The organism is Halomonas sp. WWR20, assembly GCF_054602495.1.
Window position 1 is genome coordinate 214,012 of the sequence record NZ_JBTRHR010000007.1, and the last position, 18,400, is coordinate 232,411.

17 protein-coding genes are annotated in these 18,400 nt (G+C 63.1%); 13 read left to right on the plus strand and 4 right to left on the minus strand.

The genetic code is table 11. From position 1 onward, the window contains the following. The first annotated feature begins 14 nt into the window (after positions 1 to 14). From ACW4DH_RS14530 to slmA, 12 genes are all read left to right on the plus strand, one after another. Positions 15 to 755 carry a GntR family transcriptional regulator gene (locus ACW4DH_RS14530; RefSeq protein WP_459637113.1) on the plus strand — a complete coding sequence of 247 codons (741 nt, stop codon included), beginning with the start codon at positions 15 to 17 and terminating at the stop codon, positions 753 to 755. A 75-nt stretch (positions 756 to 830) separates the two neighbouring features. Further along, a complete protein-coding gene (locus ACW4DH_RS14535; RefSeq protein ID WP_459637114.1) occupies positions 831 to 1,796 on the plus strand; it encodes a C4-dicarboxylate TRAP transporter substrate-binding protein in 966 nt (321 codons plus the stop codon). 97 nt (positions 1,797 to 1,893) lie between these two features. Beyond that, positions 1,894 to 2,385 (plus strand): TRAP transporter small permease, encoded by a 492-nt coding sequence (locus ACW4DH_RS14540; protein ID WP_459637115.1) that lies wholly within the window; start codon positions 1,894 to 1,896, stop codon positions 2,383 to 2,385. Beyond that, positions 2,382 to 3,671, plus strand: a complete 1,290-nt coding sequence (locus ACW4DH_RS14545) for a TRAP transporter large permease (protein WP_459637116.1) — start codon at positions 2,382 to 2,384, stop codon at positions 3,669 to 3,671. The genes ACW4DH_RS14540 and ACW4DH_RS14545 overlap by 4 nt, the downstream gene beginning before the upstream one ends. A 19-nt stretch (positions 3,672 to 3,690) precedes the next feature. Beyond that, complete coding sequence (uxaC, locus tag ACW4DH_RS14550; RefSeq protein ID WP_459637117.1) at positions 3,691 to 5,112, plus strand: glucuronate isomerase; 1,422 nt, start codon at positions 3,691 to 3,693, stop codon at positions 5,110 to 5,112. A 38-nt stretch (positions 5,113 to 5,150) separates the two neighbouring features. After that, the gene (manD, locus tag ACW4DH_RS14555; protein ID WP_459637118.1) at positions 5,151 to 6,362 is read left to right on the plus strand and encodes a D-mannonate dehydratase ManD; all 1,212 of its coding nucleotides are present in this window, start codon (positions 5,151 to 5,153) and stop codon (positions 6,360 to 6,362) included. Positions 6,363 to 6,373: 11 nt separating this feature from the next. Beyond that, complete coding sequence (locus tag ACW4DH_RS14560) at positions 6,374 to 7,837, plus strand: mannitol dehydrogenase family protein (RefSeq protein WP_459637119.1); 1,464 nt, start codon at positions 6,374 to 6,376, stop codon at positions 7,835 to 7,837. A gap of 111 nt (positions 7,838 to 7,948) precedes the next feature. Beyond that, positions 7,949 to 9,202, plus strand: a complete 1,254-nt coding sequence (coaBC, locus tag ACW4DH_RS14565) for a bifunctional phosphopantothenoylcysteine decarboxylase/phosphopantothenate--cysteine ligase CoaBC (protein WP_459637120.1) — start codon at positions 7,949 to 7,951, stop codon at positions 9,200 to 9,202. Beyond that, complete coding sequence (gene dut / locus ACW4DH_RS14570; protein WP_459637121.1) at positions 9,199 to 9,690, plus strand: dUTP diphosphatase; 492 nt, start codon at positions 9,199 to 9,201, stop codon at positions 9,688 to 9,690. The genes coaBC and dut overlap by 4 nt, the downstream gene beginning before the upstream one ends. Positions 9,691 to 9,886: 196 nt before the next feature. Further along, on the plus strand, positions 9,887 to 11,284 hold the full coding sequence (locus tag ACW4DH_RS14575; protein ID WP_459637122.1) for a phosphomannomutase/phosphoglucomutase: 1,398 nt from the start codon (positions 9,887 to 9,889) through the stop codon (positions 11,282 to 11,284). A 121-nt stretch (positions 11,285 to 11,405) separates the two neighbouring features. Beyond that, positions 11,406 to 12,320, plus strand: coding sequence for an acetylglutamate kinase (gene argB / locus ACW4DH_RS14580; RefSeq protein ID WP_459637123.1), 915 nt, complete (start codon positions 11,406 to 11,408; stop codon positions 12,318 to 12,320). Positions 12,321 to 12,447: 127 nt separating this feature from the next. Further along, positions 12,448 to 13,065 carry a nucleoid occlusion factor SlmA gene (gene slmA / locus ACW4DH_RS14585; RefSeq protein WP_459637124.1) on the plus strand — a complete coding sequence of 206 codons (618 nt, stop codon included), beginning with the start codon at positions 12,448 to 12,450 and terminating at the stop codon, positions 13,063 to 13,065. 77 nt (positions 13,066 to 13,142) lie between these two features. On the opposite strand, the gene rpoH is transcribed toward slmA, so the two are convergent. The 4 genes from rpoH to ftsY form a co-directional block, all read right to left on the minus strand. Then, positions 13,143 to 14,012 (minus strand): RNA polymerase sigma factor RpoH, encoded by an 870-nt coding sequence (gene rpoH / locus ACW4DH_RS14590; RefSeq protein ID WP_459637125.1) that lies wholly within the window; start codon positions 14,010 to 14,012, stop codon positions 13,143 to 13,145. Between the two features lie 175 nt (positions 14,013 to 14,187). Next, a complete protein-coding gene (gene ftsX, locus ACW4DH_RS14595) occupies positions 14,188 to 15,165 on the minus strand; it encodes a permease-like cell division protein FtsX (RefSeq protein ID WP_459637126.1) in 978 nt (325 codons plus the stop codon). Further along, a complete protein-coding gene (ftsE, locus tag ACW4DH_RS14600; RefSeq protein WP_459637127.1) occupies positions 15,162 to 15,830 on the minus strand; it encodes a cell division ATP-binding protein FtsE in 669 nt (222 codons plus the stop codon). Before ftsE ends, ftsX begins: the two co-directional genes overlap by 4 nt. Before the next feature lie 3 nt (positions 15,831 to 15,833). Continuing rightward, positions 15,834 to 17,237 carry a signal recognition particle-docking protein FtsY gene (gene ftsY, locus ACW4DH_RS14605; RefSeq protein ID WP_459637195.1) on the minus strand — a complete coding sequence of 468 codons (1,404 nt, stop codon included), beginning with the start codon at positions 17,235 to 17,237 and terminating at the stop codon, positions 15,834 to 15,836. A gap of 537 nt (positions 17,238 to 17,774) precedes the next feature. Between ftsY and rsmD the strand changes: the two genes are divergently transcribed. Then, the gene (rsmD, locus tag ACW4DH_RS14610; RefSeq protein ID WP_459637128.1) at positions 17,775 to 18,392 is read left to right on the plus strand and encodes a 16S rRNA (guanine(966)-N(2))-methyltransferase RsmD; all 618 of its coding nucleotides are present in this window, start codon (positions 17,775 to 17,777) and stop codon (positions 18,390 to 18,392) included. Positions 18,393 to 18,400 lie beyond the last annotated feature (8 nt).

An 18,400-nucleotide genomic window follows, 5' to 3' on the forward strand; every position in this document is an offset into this window, starting at 1 on the left:
TCGGAAGGCGCACCATGACAACCACCTCATTGCATACGCTCTGGAAGGAAACAGCACATGACGGCAATGTCCGCCAGCGCCTCTACCAGACATTGCGGCAGGCGATCATCTGCATGGTACTCGCGCCAGGCAAGGCGTTATCCGAGAAGGAGATTGCCGACACTTTCGATGTCAGCCGCCAGCCGGTTCGCGAGGCGTTCATTCGGCTGTCCGAATCGGGCCTGCTCGAGGTGCGGCCGCAGCGTGGAACCTATGTGGTGCGCATTTCAGAAGCCGCCGTGATGGAAGCGCGGTTCGTCAGGGAAGCCATCGAGGTTGCCGTGGCCAGATCCGCCGCCGAGCGCGGCCTGAGTGCGCGAGTCATGGAAGAACTCAACGATCTGATCGAGCGTCAGCGCCGCTGCGCCGCTCCCAGGGATTACGATCGATTCTTTCAGCTCGATGAAACGTTCCACCGGACATTGTCGCTAGGGGCAGGACATACCACCGCCTGGAGCGTTACCGAGGAGGTCAAGGCTCAGTTGGACCGGGTTCGCTACCTCAGCATTCCCGAGTCGACACCGATTACCAAGCTAGCAGACCAACATCAGAAGATTGTCGAGGCGATCGCCAGGCAGAACCCCGAAGCGGCGGAACAGGCCATGAGTCTTCATCAGCGCGAGATCCTGCACTCCTTGCCGGAGCTGATGCGGCGTTTCCCGGAGATGTTCGTCACCTCCGCGTTGCCTTACAGCAAGAAAGACATACCAGCATGACAGCTTAACAAGGCACACGCCCTTTAACGGGCAATACGTCCACCAACAATCACAACATGCCATCAGGAGAAGAACATGAAAACGCGCCTGCTCTTACCCGCTGCGGCTCTCATCCTGGCCAGCAATCCGGCCAGTGCCGCTTATGAATTGAATCTATCTTCGGCTCTAAACGCACAGGACCCCATCGTCCAGGCCATGGAGAGCGCCAAGCAGTCGATCGAAGAGCGCAGCGACGGTGAGCTGACCCTCAATATATTCCCCAATAGCCAGTTGGGTTCCGACGAGGATGTGGTGGAGCAGATCCGCAGCGGTGCCAACATCGCCATCCTGATCGACGCCGGCAGGTTGTCGGAGTACCAGCCCGAACTGGGCATCCTCAGTGCGCCGTACCTGGTAGAGGATCACACCCAGTACGATGCGATTACCCAATCCGACCTTTACAAGGGATGGGTAGAAGACCTGGCTGACGGCAGCGGGCTCAGGCTGCTGAACTACAACTGGTTCCAGGGGGCGCGGGAAATGTTGACCCAGGCCCCTGTCGAAAAGCCCGAGGACCTGCAGGGCGTACGTATCCGTACCATCAACTCACCGGTGTGGCTCAAGACTGTCGAAGCCATGGGGGCGACCCCCACTCCCTTGCCGTGGTCGGAGGTCTATTCCGCGCTGCAACTGGGCTCGATCGATGGGGCCGAGGCACAGCTGACCGCCGCTGATGGCCAGCGCCTCCAGGAGGTCATCCAGCATGTCGCGCTGACCCATCATATCCAACTGATGAGTGGCATCGTCACCTCGGACCAATGGTATCAGTCGCTGCCCGATGACTTGCGCACCATTCTCGACGAGGAGCTTGAAAAGGCCGGCGCCGAGGCCAGTCAGGCCACCGAAGACGCACTGGAAGCCACCCGCAAGCGCATGGAACAGGACGGTGTCACCTTCACCGAGGTCGATATCGACCTGTTCCGCGATCGGGTCGACAGCGTCTACAAGGAGCTCGGTTACGATCAGTATCGTGACCAACTGGTGCCCGCCGCTAACGAGTAAGGCGACATCATCAGCGCTCTTGCCCAGGCCGGGAAATTACCCGGCCTCTTCTTCCTTTCCAGCCAAGGTGAGCCGCAAGACGGCTTGAGGATCCTCTATGTGGAGCTGGTTCGACAAACTCGAAGATAGCCTGGCAATCGTTCTGCTCGGTTGCACATCCCTAACCATCCTCGCCAGCTCAACGATGCGCGCCATTGGCCACCCCTTTGCCGGAGGTGCCGAACTCGCCCAGTTTTTTTTCATCTGGACGGCTGTATTAGGCGCTGACATTACGCTTCGCCGTGGCGGCCAGGTGCGCATCGATGCCCTGACGGTACGTATGTCACCTGCGGTTCTTCGCGTCACGACAAGCGCATGCCTGCTGCTGATGCTGACCTTTCTGGCCCTGCTGGTGTGGTACGGCTTTCCGCTGGCGCTTTCCAACTGGCAGCGCCCAATGGGCGTGGCGGGATTGAGCTACGGCTACATTACGCTCGCGCTGCCGGTTGGCGCCGTGCTCATGAGCCTCTCTCTGATCCGCCGCATCGTGGCCAAGGGCGTCGTTCATAGCCTGGATTCCGACGATACGCTCGTGGAGGAAACGCTATGATCACCGCTCTGCTGCTGGTGCTCGGCCTGTTGCTGATGGCCATCGGCATGCCGGTCGCCTTCGCGATCGGTATCGCCGGCTTTCTCTACTTCCTGCTGCCGGGAACGTTTCTGCCGGTGGGGATCGGGGCGCAGCGGATCGTCTCCGCCACCCAGTCCTTTCCGCTCCTGGCGGTTCCGCTGTTCATTTTCATCGGTCACCTGATGAACGCCAGCGGCATCACACCGCGCCTGCTCCGTCTATCGACGCTACTGGCCGGCTGGATGAGTGGCGGCTTGGCCCAGGCCAGCCTGGTACTCAGCACCCTGATGGGCGGGGTCTCAGGCTCAGCCGTGGCAGACGCCGCCATGCAGTCACGCGTGCTGGGCAAGGGCATGGTCAGTGAAGGCTATTCGCCCGGTTTCGCCGGGGCCGTACTCTCCATCGGCGGCTTGATTACCGCCACCATTCCTCCCAGCATCGGCCTGATCCTGTATGGCTATCTCGGCGAGGTCTCGATCGGCCGCTTGTTCATCGCGGGCGTCGTGCCGGGCGTGCTGTTGATGGTCGCCCTGATGATCACCACCTGGCTCGTCTCGCGTCGGCGAGGCTATACCCCGGTTCGCGAAAGCCTGCCCAAGTTCGGCGAAGTCATTAGCGCCACCCGCAGTAGCATCTGGGCCCTGCTGTTTCCGCTGTGGCTGCTGGTGGGCATCCGTTACGGCCTGTTCACACCCTCCGAGGCCGGGGCCTTCGCGGTGGTTTATGCCCTCGTCGTAGGCTGCTTTATCCACCGCGAAATGGGCGTGCGTGAAATCATCGAGGCGATGCGTGCCAGTGTCCGGGACATCGGCATGATCATGCTGATCATCATGTTCTCGGGGATCATCGGCTATGTGGTGTCCTTCGAGCGTGTTCCCCAGACCATCGCCGAGCTCACGCTGGGGGTGTTTTCCAGCCAGACCACCCTGTTGCTGACCCTGGCGGTACTGCTGGTGTTCCTCGGCATGTTGCTCGAGGCCACGGTGGTGGTGATGCTGCTGGCCCCGATTCTGGTGCCGGTCATCAAGGCCGCAGGCGTCGACCCGGTGCATTTCGGGCTGCTGATGATGACCCTGGTGACCTTCGGTGGCATGACCCCGCCGGTGGGGATCTCGATGTATACGGTGTGCGGCATCCTGCGCTGTCCCTTCACGGACTACAGTCGTGAACTCGTTCCCTTTGCCATTGCCGTCTTCGCCGTCGTACTCGGCATTATCTTCTTCCCCAACATCGTGCTTTTTCTTCCCAATATGCTGATGGGTTAACCAACCGAGGGGCAGCATCATGATTTTCAACGACAAGATCGATTTCATGGGAGCGGATTTCCTGCTGGAAACCGACGCGGCCCGACATCTTTACCACGACCATGCCGCCCAGATGCCGATCTGCGACTATCACTCGCACCTGAGTCCGGAGGAAATCGCCGGCAACCAGCAATTCGACAACCTCACCGAACTGTGGCTGCACGGCGATCACTACAAGTGGCGCGCGATGCGCTTCGCCGGCATCGATGAGCGGCGCATCACCGGCGATGCCGACGCCCGCGAACGCTTCCAGGCGTGGGCCGAGACGGTCCCCGACTGCCTCGGCAACCCGCTCTATCACTGGACGCACCTGGAACTGCGTCACCCGCTAGGCATCGAGAATATGCTGCTCTCGCCGGCGACCGCCGAGGAGATATGGACGCTTTCACGCCAACGCCTGGCGACACCTGAACTGCATGCCCAAGGGATTCTGGACAGCTTTCAGGTGCGCACCGTATGCACTACCGACGACCCCTGTGACTCGCTCGACGCGCATCGCCGGCATGCCCAGAACGGCTCGCGGCTTGCTCTGCTGCCGACGTTCCGTGCCGATGCCGTGCTCAAGATCGAGCAGCCCGGCTTCGTTGACTATCTGCGCGATCTCGAGGCGGCCAGTGGCGTGACCATCCAGCGCTTCGACGATCTGCTCGCGGCGTTGCACCAGCGGCTTGAGTATTTCGCGGCCCATGGTTGCTGCCTGTCGGATCACAGCCTCGAGAAGCCGGCTTTCGCCGCGCCTCCGTCGAGCGCCGAACTGGATCGGATGCTCGACCGCCGTCGCCGGGGTGAAACGCTCAATAAGGAGGAATATGACGGCTTTACCACTGCCCTGCTGTTATGGCTCGGCCAGCAATACGCCGAGCGTGGCTGGGCCATGCAACTGCACCTGGGCGCGGCACGTAGCGTCAGCCAGCGCGGCCTGGCCGAGATCGGCCCCAACAGTGGCTTCGACGCCATCGGTGACGGCGTCTATGGCGAGCCCTTGGCGATGATTCTCGATGCAATGGATCAGAACCGCGCCCTGCCGCGCACCGTGCTCTACAACCTCAATCCGCGTGACAACGAGATGCTTGCCAGTCTGGTCGGCAGCTTCCAGGGCGACGGCATCCCCGGCAAGGTGCAGTTCGGGGCCGCCTGGTGGTTCAACGATCAGCGCGATGGCATCGAGCGCCAGTTGACCACGCAAATGCAGTACGGGCTGCTGCGTCATTTCGTCGGCATGCTCACCGATTCGCGCAGCCTGCTGTCGTTCTCCCGCCACGACTACTTCCGGCGCATCTTCTGCAACATGCTCGGCCAGCAAATGGTGCGTGGCGAACTGCCCGACGACATCGACCGCATCGGCCATCTGGTGCGGGCCGTGTGTTACGACAATGTCCAGCGTTATCTCTTCGAGCGTTGAGCGATGCGCCTTCTCTTTTTCATCACAATGGATCTGCCATGAAAATCAGCGATGCCTATCTCATCGTCGCCTCCCCCGGGCGCAATTTCGTCACGCTGAAGATCGTGACCGAATCGGGCATTTACGGTATCGGCGACGCCACGCTCAACGGCCGTGAAATGGCCGTGGTCGCCTATCTCGAGGAGCACGTCGTGCCGGCGCTGATCGGTCGCGATGCCAGCCGCATCGAAGACATCTGGCAATATCTCTATCGCGGTGCCTACTGGCGCCGCGGCCCGGTGACCATGGCCGCCATCGGCGCCGTGGACATGGCCCTGTGGGACATCAAGGCCAAGGCGGCCGGCATGCCGCTCTATCAACTGCTCGGTGGCAAGAGCCGCGAGCGGATCATGACCTACGCCCACTGCACCGGTAAGGACATCGATACCTGCCTGGATGAGGTGGACAAGCACATCAGGCTCGGCTACCGCGCCGTCCGGGTCCAGACCGGCGTGCCCGGTATCGCCACCACCTATGGCGTCGCCAAGCGCGAGGGCGAGCGCTACGAACCGGCCGATTCGGAACTGCCCGCCGAGCACGTCTGGAGCACCGAGAAGTATCTCAATCACGTTCCCACGCTGTTCGCCGCGGTCCGCGAACGCTTCGGGCACGACGTTCATGTCCTGCACGACGTGCATCACCGCCTGACACCCATCGAGGCCGCACGGCTGGGCAAGATGGTCGAGCCCTATCACTTGTTCTGGCTGGAAGACTGCGTACCGGCCGAGAACCAGCAGAGCCTCAAGCTGGTCCGCGAACACACCACCACGCCGCTGGCCATCGGTGAGGTCTTCAACTCGATCCACGATTATCGCGAACTGATCGAGAACCAGTGGATCGACTATATCCGCACGCCACTGACCCACGGCGGCGGCATTACCCATCTACGCCGCATTGCCGACCTGGCCGCGCTCTATCACATCCGCACCGGGTTTCATGGCCCGACGGATCTTTCGCCCGTCTGCCTGGGCGCGGCGATCCACTTCGATAGCTGGGTGCCCAATTTCGGCATTCAGGAGCACATGCCCCACGAGGCGATCACCGACGAGGTCTTCCCTCACGACTATCGCTTCGAGGACGGCCATTTCATCGTCGGCGAGACGCCGGGGCATGGCGTCGATATCGATGAGGAACTGGCCAAGCAATATCCCTACAGACGCGCCAGCCTGCCGGTCAATCGGCTGGAAGACGGCACGCTCTGGCACTGGTAGGACGCGACACGATGACACGAGTGACCACGCTAACCAGCAAGTACACCGACGCCCCGGTCGGCATCGTCCACATTGGCCTGGGCGCCTTTCACCGTGCCCACCAGGCCGTCTATATCGAGCGCTGTCTGGCCCGCCACGGCGGCGGTGAGTGGGGCATCGCCAGCGCCAACATCCGTTCCAACCAGTGCCTGGTCGACCTGCTGCGCGAACGGGGCCAGCGCTATCATGTGACCGAATACGCCGACAGCCAGACGCTGACCCTGCGTGAAATCGGCGCGATTCGGGAGGCGCTCTACGCCGGCGAGAACGGCGCCGATCGCGAAGCGCTGCTGACACGCATGAGCGAGCCCGACGTGCGCATCGTCACGCTGACGGTGACCGAGAAGGGCTACTATCTGAATCCCGCCGAGGGCACGCTGATGACCGATCACCCGGCCATCGCCCGCGATATTGCGCAACCGCAAGCGCCGAGCACCGCACCCGGCATGCTGGTCGAAGCGTTGGCACGCCGGCACGCCGCGGGCACGTTACCCTTCACGGTGCTCTGCTGCGACAACATGCCGGACAACGGCACGCGTACCCGCCAAGCGGTCATTGAACTGGCCCGCCAGCGCGACCCGGCCCTTGCCGAGTGGATCGCCGAAACCGTCGCCTTCCCCTGCAGCATGGTCGACCGCATCGTGCCGGCAATGACCGAGGCCGACTTCAAGCGCCTGCGCGAGCTGGGTCTCGACGACCCCGCCGCGGTGGTCTGCGAGGCGTTCACACAGTGGGTCGTCGAGGACTGCTTCCCTCAGGGCCGCCCCGACTGGGAACACGAAGGGGTGCAGATGGTTGCCGATGTCGCTCCCTTCGAGACCATGAAGCTGCGCATGCTCAATGGCAGCCATTCGCTGCTCGCCTACCTAGGGGCGCTGGACACTGTCGAGACGGTCTTCGACGCCGTCAGCCGAGATGACTTTACAGCCCTGCTCAAGCGCTACATGCGCCACGAGGCGGCGCCGACACTGACCATGCCCGAAGGCACCGACCTCGATGCCTATGCCGACAGCCTGCTGGCGCGCTTCGCCAACGACAGTCTGCGCCATCGCCTGCATCAGATCGCCATGGACGGTTCGCAGAAGCTGCCGCAACGTTGGCTCAAGGGCACCCAGGCCCAGTTGGACAACAGTGGCGACATCGTCTGCACGGCGCTGGGCGTGGCGGCGTGGATCCACTACACCTCGGGCCGCAACCTGCACGGCCATCCGCATACGGTCGACGATCCCCTGGCCGAGACCTTCGCCGAACTGCATGCCCGCCACGGTGAGTCGCCCCAAGCACTGGTCAGCGCCTTTCTGGCGCAGGATGGCGTGTTCCCGCCGGCACTGGCCCAGGATGAGCGCTTCGCCCAGACCGTGCGGGAGGCCTACCGCTCATTGCGGGAACATGGCGTCATGGCGACCTTGACCCACCTCGACACGCTGGCCTCCTAAGCAACGCGCGCTTTTCGAGCAGCCCCTCCGGCGCATACCCGGGCGCCGGAGGTACGCAAATTCCAGTGCCGATGGTAAGGTGGCAGACGGATTATCGAGGATCGTTTCGTCATGCCCCAGCTTGCAGGTACGCGGGTGCTTCTCGGCATCAGTGCCGGAATCGCCGCCTATAAAAGCGCCCATCTGGCGCGGCTGCTGAAAAAGGCCGACGCCCAGGTGCGCGTGGTCATGACCGAAGGCGCCCAGGCCTTCATCACGCCCCTGACCCTTCAGGCACTGACCGGCGAAGCCGTGCGCACGTCACTGCTCGACCCCGAGTCAGAAGCCGGCATGGGGCATATCGAGCTGGCCAAGTGGGCCGACCTCATTCTCATCGCCCCTGCCACAGCCGATCTGATGGCCCGCCTGGCCCACGGCCATGCCGACGACCTGTTGACCACCTTGTGCCTGGCCAGCGAGGCGCAATGCCTGATGGCGCCCGCCATGAACCAGGCCATGTGGCGCCACCCTGCGACCCAGCGCAATGCGCAGCGCTTGACGGAAGATGGCTGGCGGCTGTTGGGCCCCGCCGGCGGCGAGCAGGCCTGCGGCGATGTCGGCCCTGGGCGGATGCAGGAGCCCGAAGAGATTGTCGCCGCGATCCAGGCGATGCATGCCATGCCAGCCTCCGGAAACCTGGCACGAGGCCTGACGGTCACACTGACCGCCGGCCCGACCCGCGAAGCCATCGATCCGGTGCGTTACCTGACCAACCACAGCTCCGGCAAGATGGGCTATGCCCTGGCCGCCGCCTTTGCCCGTCAGGGCGCTCGGGTGCGCCTGATCAGCGGTCCGGTATCTCTCCCCGCCCCGCCGGATGTCGAGCGCATCGACGTGGTCTCGACGCAGGAAATGTTCGAGGCGGCCAGTCAGACAGTATCCGATACGCACATCTTCATTGGCTGCGCGGCCGTGGCCGATTACCGCGCCGAGCAGGTCAATGAGCATAAGCTCAAGAAAACCGCTGGCGACGATGCGCTAACCCTGCGTCTGGTCAAGAATCCCGACATCATCGCCGAACTGGCCGCACGCCCCGACCGGCCATTCATGGTCGGCTTCGCCGCCGAAACTCGCGACCTCGAAACCTACGCCCGCGACAAGCTGGCTCGCAAGGGGCTCGATCTGATCGTCGCCAATGACGTCAGCCAGCAGGGCCTGGGCTTTGGCTCCGACGACAACGCCGTGCTGTTGCTGTGGCCCGCCGGCGATGCGCCCGGCCGCGAGTTCTTGCCGGCCCAGGCCAAGACGACTCTGGCGGAAGCGATTCTGCATCGGATCATCGACCGTTATCGCCAGACGCGTAACACTTTTACAGGAAATGAATGATGGACACGCTCCCGGCTTCGACGGCCGCGCTCCGCCGCGCTAGACTTTGTGTGAAGATCCTCGACGAGCGGGTGCGCGAATTTCCGTTGCCCCACTACGCCACCGATGGCAGCGCGGGCATGGACTTGCGCGCCCTGCTGGACGCACCGCTGACGTTGGCGCCCGGTGATTGCCAACTGGTGCGCACCGGACTCGCCATTCATATCGGCGACCCGGGGCTCGCCGGCATGATCCTGCCGCGCTCGGGTCTGGGCCATAAGCACGGCATCGTGCTGGGCAATCTGGTGGGTCTGATCGACTCCGATTATCAGGGCGAACTGATGATCTCGGTCTGGAACCGCGGCCAGACAGCCTTCGTCCTTGAACCCGGCGAGCGCCTGGCCCAGTACCTGTTGGTGCCGGTGGTCCAGGCCGAGCTCGAAGTCGTCGAGGATTTCACCGCTAGCCACCGCGGAGGCGGGGGCTTCGGCCATTCAGGCCGTCATTGATTCATCAGGTCTCGCCTGGAATTCGGTGAGCGCAGTCCAGACAGGGCAGGAATCGGCGAATAACGCGCAGTTTCAAGGAGTAAACGAGCCTCGTGAGCCGACTTTCGACGCCGTATGGACACGTGCAGACACGTTTCAGGGAGACCATCACCATTGTCACTCACGGCCTCTCGGCCATTGCATGAAGGGACGCATCATGAGCCAGACATCTAGCGCCAATATTCCGGCCTCCATTTTCCGCGCCTACGACATACGCGGCGTGGTCGGCAAGGACCTTACCGTCGAACGCGTGCGGCTGATCGGCCGCGCGATCGGCAGCGAAGCCGCCAAGCGCGGCGAGTCGAGCGTGATCGTCGCCCGTGACGGACGCAAGTCGGGCCCCGACATGGTCGGCGCGCTCACCGAGGGATTGCGCGCTGCAGGCTGCGACGTCATCGACATCGGCATGGTCCCGACGCCGGTACTCTACTTTGCCGCCAACACCATTGACGGCGTCAGCTCGGGTGTCGCCGTGACTGGCAGCCACAACCCGCCCGACTACAACGGCTTCAAGATCATGATCGGCGGCGCCACACTGTCGGGTGACGACATTACCGATCTGTACCGCCGCATCGAGGAAGAAGACTTCACCAGCGGTGAAGGCAGCTATCGCGAGCAGGATGTACGCGATGCCTATCTCGAGCGCATCCTCGGCGATATCAAGCTGGCCCGCCCGATCAAGGCCGTGGTCGATTGCGGCAACGGCGTCACCGGTGAACTCGGCCCGCAGCTGATCCAGCGCCTCGGGGCCGACATCACCACCTTGTTCGATGACATCGACGGCAACTTCCCCAATCACCATCCTGATCCGGGCAAGATCGAGAACCTGCAGGACCTGATTGCCAAGGTCAAGGAAACCGACGCCGACGTCGGCCTGGCCTTCGATGGCGACGGCGACCGCGTCGGCGTGGTCACGCCCAAGGGCGAGGTGATCTATCCCGATCGCCTGATGATGGCCTTCGCCGAGGACCTGCTCAAGCGTCAACCGGGCGCGCGCATCATCTTCGACGTCAAGTGCACCGGCAACCTGGCCCAGGTGATCGAAAAGGCCGGCGGCGAGCCCGAGATGTGGCGCACCGGCCACTCGCTGATCAAGGGCCGCATGAAGGAAACCGGGGCGGCGCTGGCCGGCGAGATGAGCGGCCATATCTTCTTCAAGGAGCGCTGGTACGGCTTCGACGACGGCCTCTACGCCGCCGCACGCCTGCTTGAGATACTGGCCGGCCAGGGCGAGGACGCCGACACCTACTTCTCGCGCTTTCCCCAGGACCTGGGCACCGCCGAGATCAACGTCGAAGTCACCGACGACAACAAGTTCGATATCGTCAAGCGGCTGGCCACAGAGACCGACTTTGGCGAGAACGGCGTCAAGACCACTCTCGACGGCATCCGCGTCGACTATCCCGACAGTTGGGGTCTGTGTCGCGCCTCCAACACCACGCCGATGCTGGTGTTTCGCTTCGAAGGTAAGTCCCAGGAAGCGCTCGACAAGGTCAAGGCACGCTTTCGCGACGCGCTAAGAAAAGTCGCACCGGATGCCGAGCCGACGTTCTAAAGAGCGGCGGGAAAGTAAGCGTTCTTATCAAAAGCGCATCTTGTTATGATCGACAAGGCCGCCCTCGGGCGGCCTTGTTGCGTTTGATTCGAGCCTCTTCTGAACCCCAAGGAAATTCGCCATGAGTCAGCAGGAACGCGATCCGCGCCAGGTCGTGGAAATACTGTCCGAGGCACTGCCCTATATTCAGCGCTTCTCCGGCAAGACGGTAGTGGTCAAGTACGGCGGCAACGCCATGACCGAGGATACCCTGATCGACTCCTTCGCCCGCGACATGGTGTTGATGAAGGAGGTCGGCATCAATCCGGTCGTCGTTCACGGTGGCGGACCGCAGATCGGCGAACTGCTCGCCAAGCTCAAGATCGAGTCGCGCTTCGTCAACGGCATGCGCGTGACCGATGCCGAGACCATGGACGTGGTCGAGATGGTGCTCGGCGGCTTGGTCAACAAGGGTATCGTCAACCTGATCAATCAGAGCGGCGGCAAGGCCATCGGCCTGACCGGCAAGGATGGCGCGCAGATTCTCGCCCGTCAGCTCAAGGTCAGTCATCAGACACCGGAAATGACCGCCCCCGAGATCATCGATATCGGCCATGTCGGGGAAGTGGAGCATATTTCCACCGACCTGATCGAGATGCTCGCCGCACGGGATTTCATCCCGGTGATCGCCCCGATCGGCGTCGACGCCAAGGGCAACAGTTACAACATCAACGCCGACCTGGTAGCCGGCAAGGTGGCCGAGGCGCTGAACGCCGAGAAATTGATGCTGCTGACCAATGTCGCCGGCCTGATGAATGCCGAAGGCGAAGTGCTGACCGGCCTATCCACCGCACAGGTCGATGCGCTGATCAGTGATGGCACCATTCACGGCGGTATGCTGCCCAAGATTCGCTGCGCCCTTGAGGCGGTGAAAGGCGGGGTCAGAAGCGCCCATATCGTCGACGGCCGTGTCGCCCACGCCACTCTCCTGGAAATTTTCACCAACGCCGGGGTGGGCACACTGATTACCGACATGGCGGCCACCCCAGCGGAGTGAAGGCCGGGGCAAGAGGGCGAAATTCGTGCGGCGTTAAATTTGGTTTCCAAAAGCAACGCACAGTTAATTGCCCATAACCTAACGACACATTAGGATGGAGACACGCCAACATCCTAGAAGACCACCAATGACGCAGGCCAAACCCAAACGCAACCGTCGGGAGGAGATCCTTCAGGCGCTGGCGCTCATGCTCGAGGAAGACAGCGGCAAACGCATCACTACCGCGGCCCTGGCCCGCCAGGTCGGCGTGTCGGAAGCCGCTCTGTACCGCCACTTTCCCAGCAAGGCGCGCATGTTCGAGGGATTGATCGAATTCATTGAGGAAACGCTCTTCGAGCGGATTCGCCGTATTCTCGATGAAACACCGTCCGCCGAAGCCCGCTGCCACCATATCCTCTCGCTGGTACTCGGCTTTGCCGAGAAGAACCCCGGCTTGTGCCGCCTGCTGGGCGGCGATGCCCTTACCGGCGAAACGGCCCGGCTGCGCACGCGCATGAGCCAACTGTTCGATCGCCTGGAAACCCAGCTCAAGCAGATTCTGCGCGAAGCGGAGCTGCGCGAAGGACTGCGGACCACCATTTCGGTTTCCGCCGCCGCCAACCTGCTGCTGGCCAGCGTGGACGGTCGCATCAGTCAGTACGTGCGCAGCGACTTCAAACACCGCCCCACGCCGCATTGGGAGGAACAGTGGCAGGCACTCGCCACCTCCCTGCTGGTAGCGGTCCCTCAAGTTGCCAGAGCCTGAGACAAGCCCCATCATGCAAAAGCCCCCCGACTCATTGAGCCGGGGGGCTTATTTCAGCGCCATATTCTACAGCGGTATCAAGCCGCCAGGGTATCTTCTCCCAGCGCCTGCTTGAGTTTCTTCATGGCGTTTTTCTCAAGCTGGCGAATACGCTCGGCGGAGACGCCATAGACATCGGCCAGATCGTGCAGGGTCGACTTCTCCTCGGAGAGCCAGCGTTGCTGCAGGATGTCGCGCGAACGATCGTCGAGATTGGCCAGCGCAAGCTGCAGACGATGCGTGGAATCCTCTTCCCAGTCAGACTCCTCGAGCTGGGAGGCCGGATCATAGCGCCCGTCTTCCAGAAAGTGCACCGGCGCTTGGTAGCTCTGCTCATCATCGTCGGAAGGCGACGCATCGAAGCCAGCATCGAAGGCCGACAGACGCCCTTCCATATCCCGTACCACTTCGGGCTTGACGTCGAGATCCTTGGCGATGGCCTCGACCTCGTCGTTGTTCAACCACGCCAGACGCTTCTTGGCACTGCGCAGGTTGAAGAACAGTTTACGCTGCGCCTTGGTCGTCGCAATCTTGACGATCCGCCAGTTGCGCAGCACGAACTCGTGTATTTCAGCCTTGATCCAGTGTACAGCGAAGGACACCAGGCGCACCCCTTGGTTGGGGTCGAAACGCTTGACGGCCTTCATCAGACCCACGTTACCTTCCTGGATCAAGTCGGCCTGTGGCAGGCCGTAGCCGGAATAGCTGCGCGCGATATGCACGACGAAACGCAGATGCGACATGACCATACGCCGCGCCGCTTCCAGATCATTGTGATCATGCAGGCGAAAGGCCAACTCACGCTCTTCTTCAGCGGTCAGCACGGGAATCCTGTTGACCGCCTGGATGTAACCATTCAGGTCGTGGCCCGGCGAAAGATGACCGACAGGCAGAAGACTGGTGCTCATGCAGATGTCTCCATTGTTGCCCAGCGTGCCGTCTCTCGGTCGCGCCTTCCCGGCGCATGCCCGTAAAACCCGACGGCACAACAAGTTAAGTGCCTCACAAACGCATGCGGCTTTAAGACCGCACCACAAGACTAAAGTTCAATCCCACCCTCGCAGTCTGCGAGGATACCCATTATTAATGCGGCTTGATGTCGGCAAGATGACGCCCGACGGCTAGCCAAGCGCCTAACCAGCCCAACAGTGTACTCGAAAAGAGTAGTAACGCCGACCCACTGAAGCCTAGCCGAGGGAAGGAAAAAACGGCGCCGTAGCTTTGCGCCAGGGTGGTGACCGGCGCCGCCAGCCATTGCCCGCCCAGGGTCAGCAGCCCCCAGGCCAGTATCCCTCCCCCCAATCCGTACCAGGCACCGCTGTACAGGAACGGGCGACGCACGAAAGCGTGCGTCGCCCCCATCAGGGTGACGACCTCGATCTCCTGGCGTCGGCTCTCCACCCCCAGGCGGATAGTATTGCCGACGATCAGCAACACCCCAAGCCCAAACAATAGGCCCAGCGCCAAGGATAATCGTTGTCCCAGATCAGCGATATTGCGCAGCCGTTGGAGCCAGGCCAGATCGAGCCGCGCCTCCTCGACACCGGGGATCTGCCGCAGGCGTTCGGCTAGTTCACGCACCGCCTCGGGGCGGGTATCGTCGGGTGCGACGATGACGCTGGCCGGCAGCGGATTGCTCTCCAACATGTCCAGAGAATCCTCTAATCCCAGCGTCTGCTGGAACTCGGCGAGCCCTTCGGCGGCCGTGACCAGCCGCGTAGTGTCGATTCCGGGCTGTTCACGCAGCGTCGCCGCAATGTCCAGCGCCTGCGACTCGTCGACACTGGCCGCCAGATAGACCGTCACCGTGGCGCTGGCATCGAGTTCTGCATCCAGCAGGCGTGCCGCGCCGAGTGTCAGCCACAGGCCGCAGGGCAGAATCAAGGCGATCGCGATGGCCAGCATGGTCAGCACGCTACCCAGCGGATAGCGTACCAGCCGGCGGGCACTGTCGAGACACATGGCGCGATGATGACGCAGCCAGGCTCGCGTACGGCTCTCCATCCCCGGGCGGCTGGCGCGAGCTCCACGGCGCGCGGCTAACGGTTCGCGCCGGCTCATGCCACCTCCTGATCGCTGACGAGACGTCCGTCGCGCAGCGCCAGCATGCGGTGCTGCAAGCGTTCGATCAGCGCCAAGTCGTGGCTGGCAACGACGACGGTCGTGCCGATGCGGTTGAAGTCCTCGAACAATCGCATGATCTCGGCGGACAGCTGCGGGTCGAGGTTACCGGTCGGCTCGTCGGCGAGCAGCAGCGCCGGCTTGTTGACCACCGCCCGGGCAATACCGACACGCTGTTGCTCGCCGCCCGAAAGTTCGATGGGCAGAGCCTTCTCGCGATGCAGCAGCCCCACCTTGTCGAGCGCCGCCCGCACGCGCCGTGCCGCCTCGCGCGGCTCCATGCCCTGGATCTCCAGCGGCAGCGCCACGTTGGCGAAGATACTGCGATCGAACAGCAACTGGTGATCCTGAAACACCACGCCGATCTGGCGGCGATAGAACGGCACCTGACTATTGTGCAATCGGTCGATGTCGTACCCCGCCACCAGAATCCGCCCGCGTGATGGACGCTCCAGACGCATGATCAGGCGCAGCAGGGAACTCTTGCCCGCCCCCGAATGCCCGGTGAGGAACAGCATTTCACCGCGCCGGACCTGGAAGTTGATGTCGGCGAGCGCCTCGAAGCGCCCACCGTAGCGCTTACCGACGTGTTCGAACGCAATCATGTCTCAGCGATCTGCCGTCTCGTCGCGCTCGAACAGCGCCTTGACGAAATCCCGCGCCGCGAAGGGCCGCAGATCGTCGAGCGACTCGCCCACCCCGATGTAGCGCAGCGGCATATTCAGTTGCTTGGCCAGCGCGAAGATGATGCCGCCCTTGGCGGTGCCATCGAGCTTGGTCAGGGTGATCCCGGTGACGGGGATCGCCTCGTTGAATGTCGAGGCCTGCGCCAGAGCATTCTGGCCGGTGCCGGCATCCAGCACCAGCATGACTTCGTGAGGAGCGTTTTCATCGAGCTTGGCCATGACCCGACGCACTTTCTTGAGCTCTTCCATGAGCGGGCCTTTGTTGTGCAGCCGCCCTGCGGTATCGGCGATCAGCACATCGATCTTGCGTGCCTTGGCGGCTGCCAGGGCGTCGTAGATCACCGAAGCACTATCCGCACCGGTATGCTGGGCCACTACCGGCACTCGGTTGCGATCCCCCCATACCTTGAGCTGCTCGACGGCAGCGGCGCGGAAAGTATCGCCGGCGGCCAGCATCACGCTGCGTCCCTCGCTCTGGAAGCGTTTGGTCAGCTTACCGATGGTAGTGGTCTTGCCGACGCCATTGACGCCGACCATCAGAATCACGAACGGGCCTTCGCCCTTGGGTGGCAGCACCAGCGGTACACTGACCGGCTCGAGCAGTCCGGCCAGTTCTTCCTGCAGCGCCTTGTACAACGCTTGCGGGTCGTCGAGCTCCTTGCGGCTGACGCGCCCTGCCAGCCGATCGATGATCTCGGTGGTTGCCTCGATGCCCACATCCGCCATCAGCAGTTGGGTTTCCAGATCCTCCATCAGCTCGTCATCGATCTGCTTCTTGCCCAGAAACAGATCGGCGATCCCTTCGGTCAGGTTGGCGCGGGTCTTGCCCAGGCCGGCCTTGATTCGGGCAAACCAGCCTCCCTTGGGCTTTTCCTGCGGCGCAGCAGGGGTCGATGTCACGTCGGGCAGCGGCTCGTCGGCGCGCGCTCCTGTCTCCCCAAGCTGCTCGCGGGTTTCCTGATGGGCTTCTGCGGCGGCTTCCTTGAGCACTGCGGACTTGTCGCGTTCTGCGGGCAATTCGCCGCGCGCCACCGCATCACTGGCCGAGGCTATCTCAGCCTCCTCCGGCTCAGTCGCGTCCGCGGCCAGCGCTTCCGCCGCCGGATCGACCGGGCGCTCTTCCAGCGCCGACTGCCCGCCATTGGCATCTCTCGGCTCGCTCAGCGACTCGCGGGCCGCCTCGCGCTCGCGAGGCGCGGGCTCCACCTCGACAGGGGGCAACGCCTCGGGGTCCACCGTATGCGCTTCGCCCGCCGTCGCGGGAGACTCGCTGGCCCGTTCTTCCCCCGGGGCAGCTTGCGAAGCGGGGACGGCATCCGTGGCCAACGCTTCCGACGCGGGATCGACCGGGCGCTCTTCCAGTGCCGACTGCCCACCACTGGCATCGCTCGGCTCACTCAGCGACTCGCGGGCCGACTCACGCTCACGCGGGTTGGGGGTCACCTCGACAGGCGGCAACGTCTCGGGATCCACCGTATGCGCTTCGCCCTCGGTCGTCGGAGGTTCGATGGCCACGCCCGCTGGCGCGGCGGCATCTTCCTCGGCGGGGGACTCCTCCTCACGGCGCAGCGCTTCCTGCTCTTGCTCCTGCGCCTGAGATTCCTGCTGCTTCTTCTTACGCTTGAAAAAACCGAACATGGGCGAGAATCTGTCCTGGCTTGAATAAAGGTTGGACAATGTGGCTGACCGCCGGCGGTCCTGACTGGGGTGTCATGTCGGATCGCCGGCCTTTCGCCTTGCACGACGCGGAGACGGCAATTCCACGGCGCGCGAAGGCCGAACGTATAGCGTCAGCTTCGACCTTCCGAAAGGATGGGCATCATCCTATCACTCCTGCCTGGGTGGGGGTACAATCCGCCGATTATGAGTCGACGCCAATCAACCTCCCGAACCCGTCATGCCCAGCGCTCCGCTCCTCCCGGCCAGGGAAAGGGCCCGGGCAAGCTGCGCATCATCGGCGGTCAGTACCGCCGCCGCCTGTTGCCGGTGCTCGACAGTCCGGGCCTGCGCCCGACCCCGGATCGAGTCCGCGAGACCCTGTTCAACTGGCTGTCCGCGGTGACTGCCGGCTGTCGGGCACTGGATCTGTATGCCGGTACCGGGGCGCTGGGGATCGAGGCACTGTCGCGGGGCGCACACGAGGTGGTATTCGTCGAACGCGCCTCGCGCGTCGCCCAGGCCCTGCAGGCCAATCTCGACACACTGGCGGCGCCGGGCCGGGTGGTGACTCAGGATGCCGAACACTTTCTCGCCGGCCCCGCCACGCCCTTCGGCCTGGTCTTCCTCGATCCCCCCTTTCGTCAGGGGTTGGCGCAGGCGGCTTGCACGCGTCTGGATCAAGCCGGCTGGCTGGAAGCCGACGCTTTCGTTTATGTCGAGACCGAATCCGAGCTCGACTTCAGCGCCCCCAGCGCCTGGCTGCTTCACCGAGAGATACGCGCCGGCGACAGTATCGGACGCCTGTATCGCGTCATGCCGTGAGAATCGCA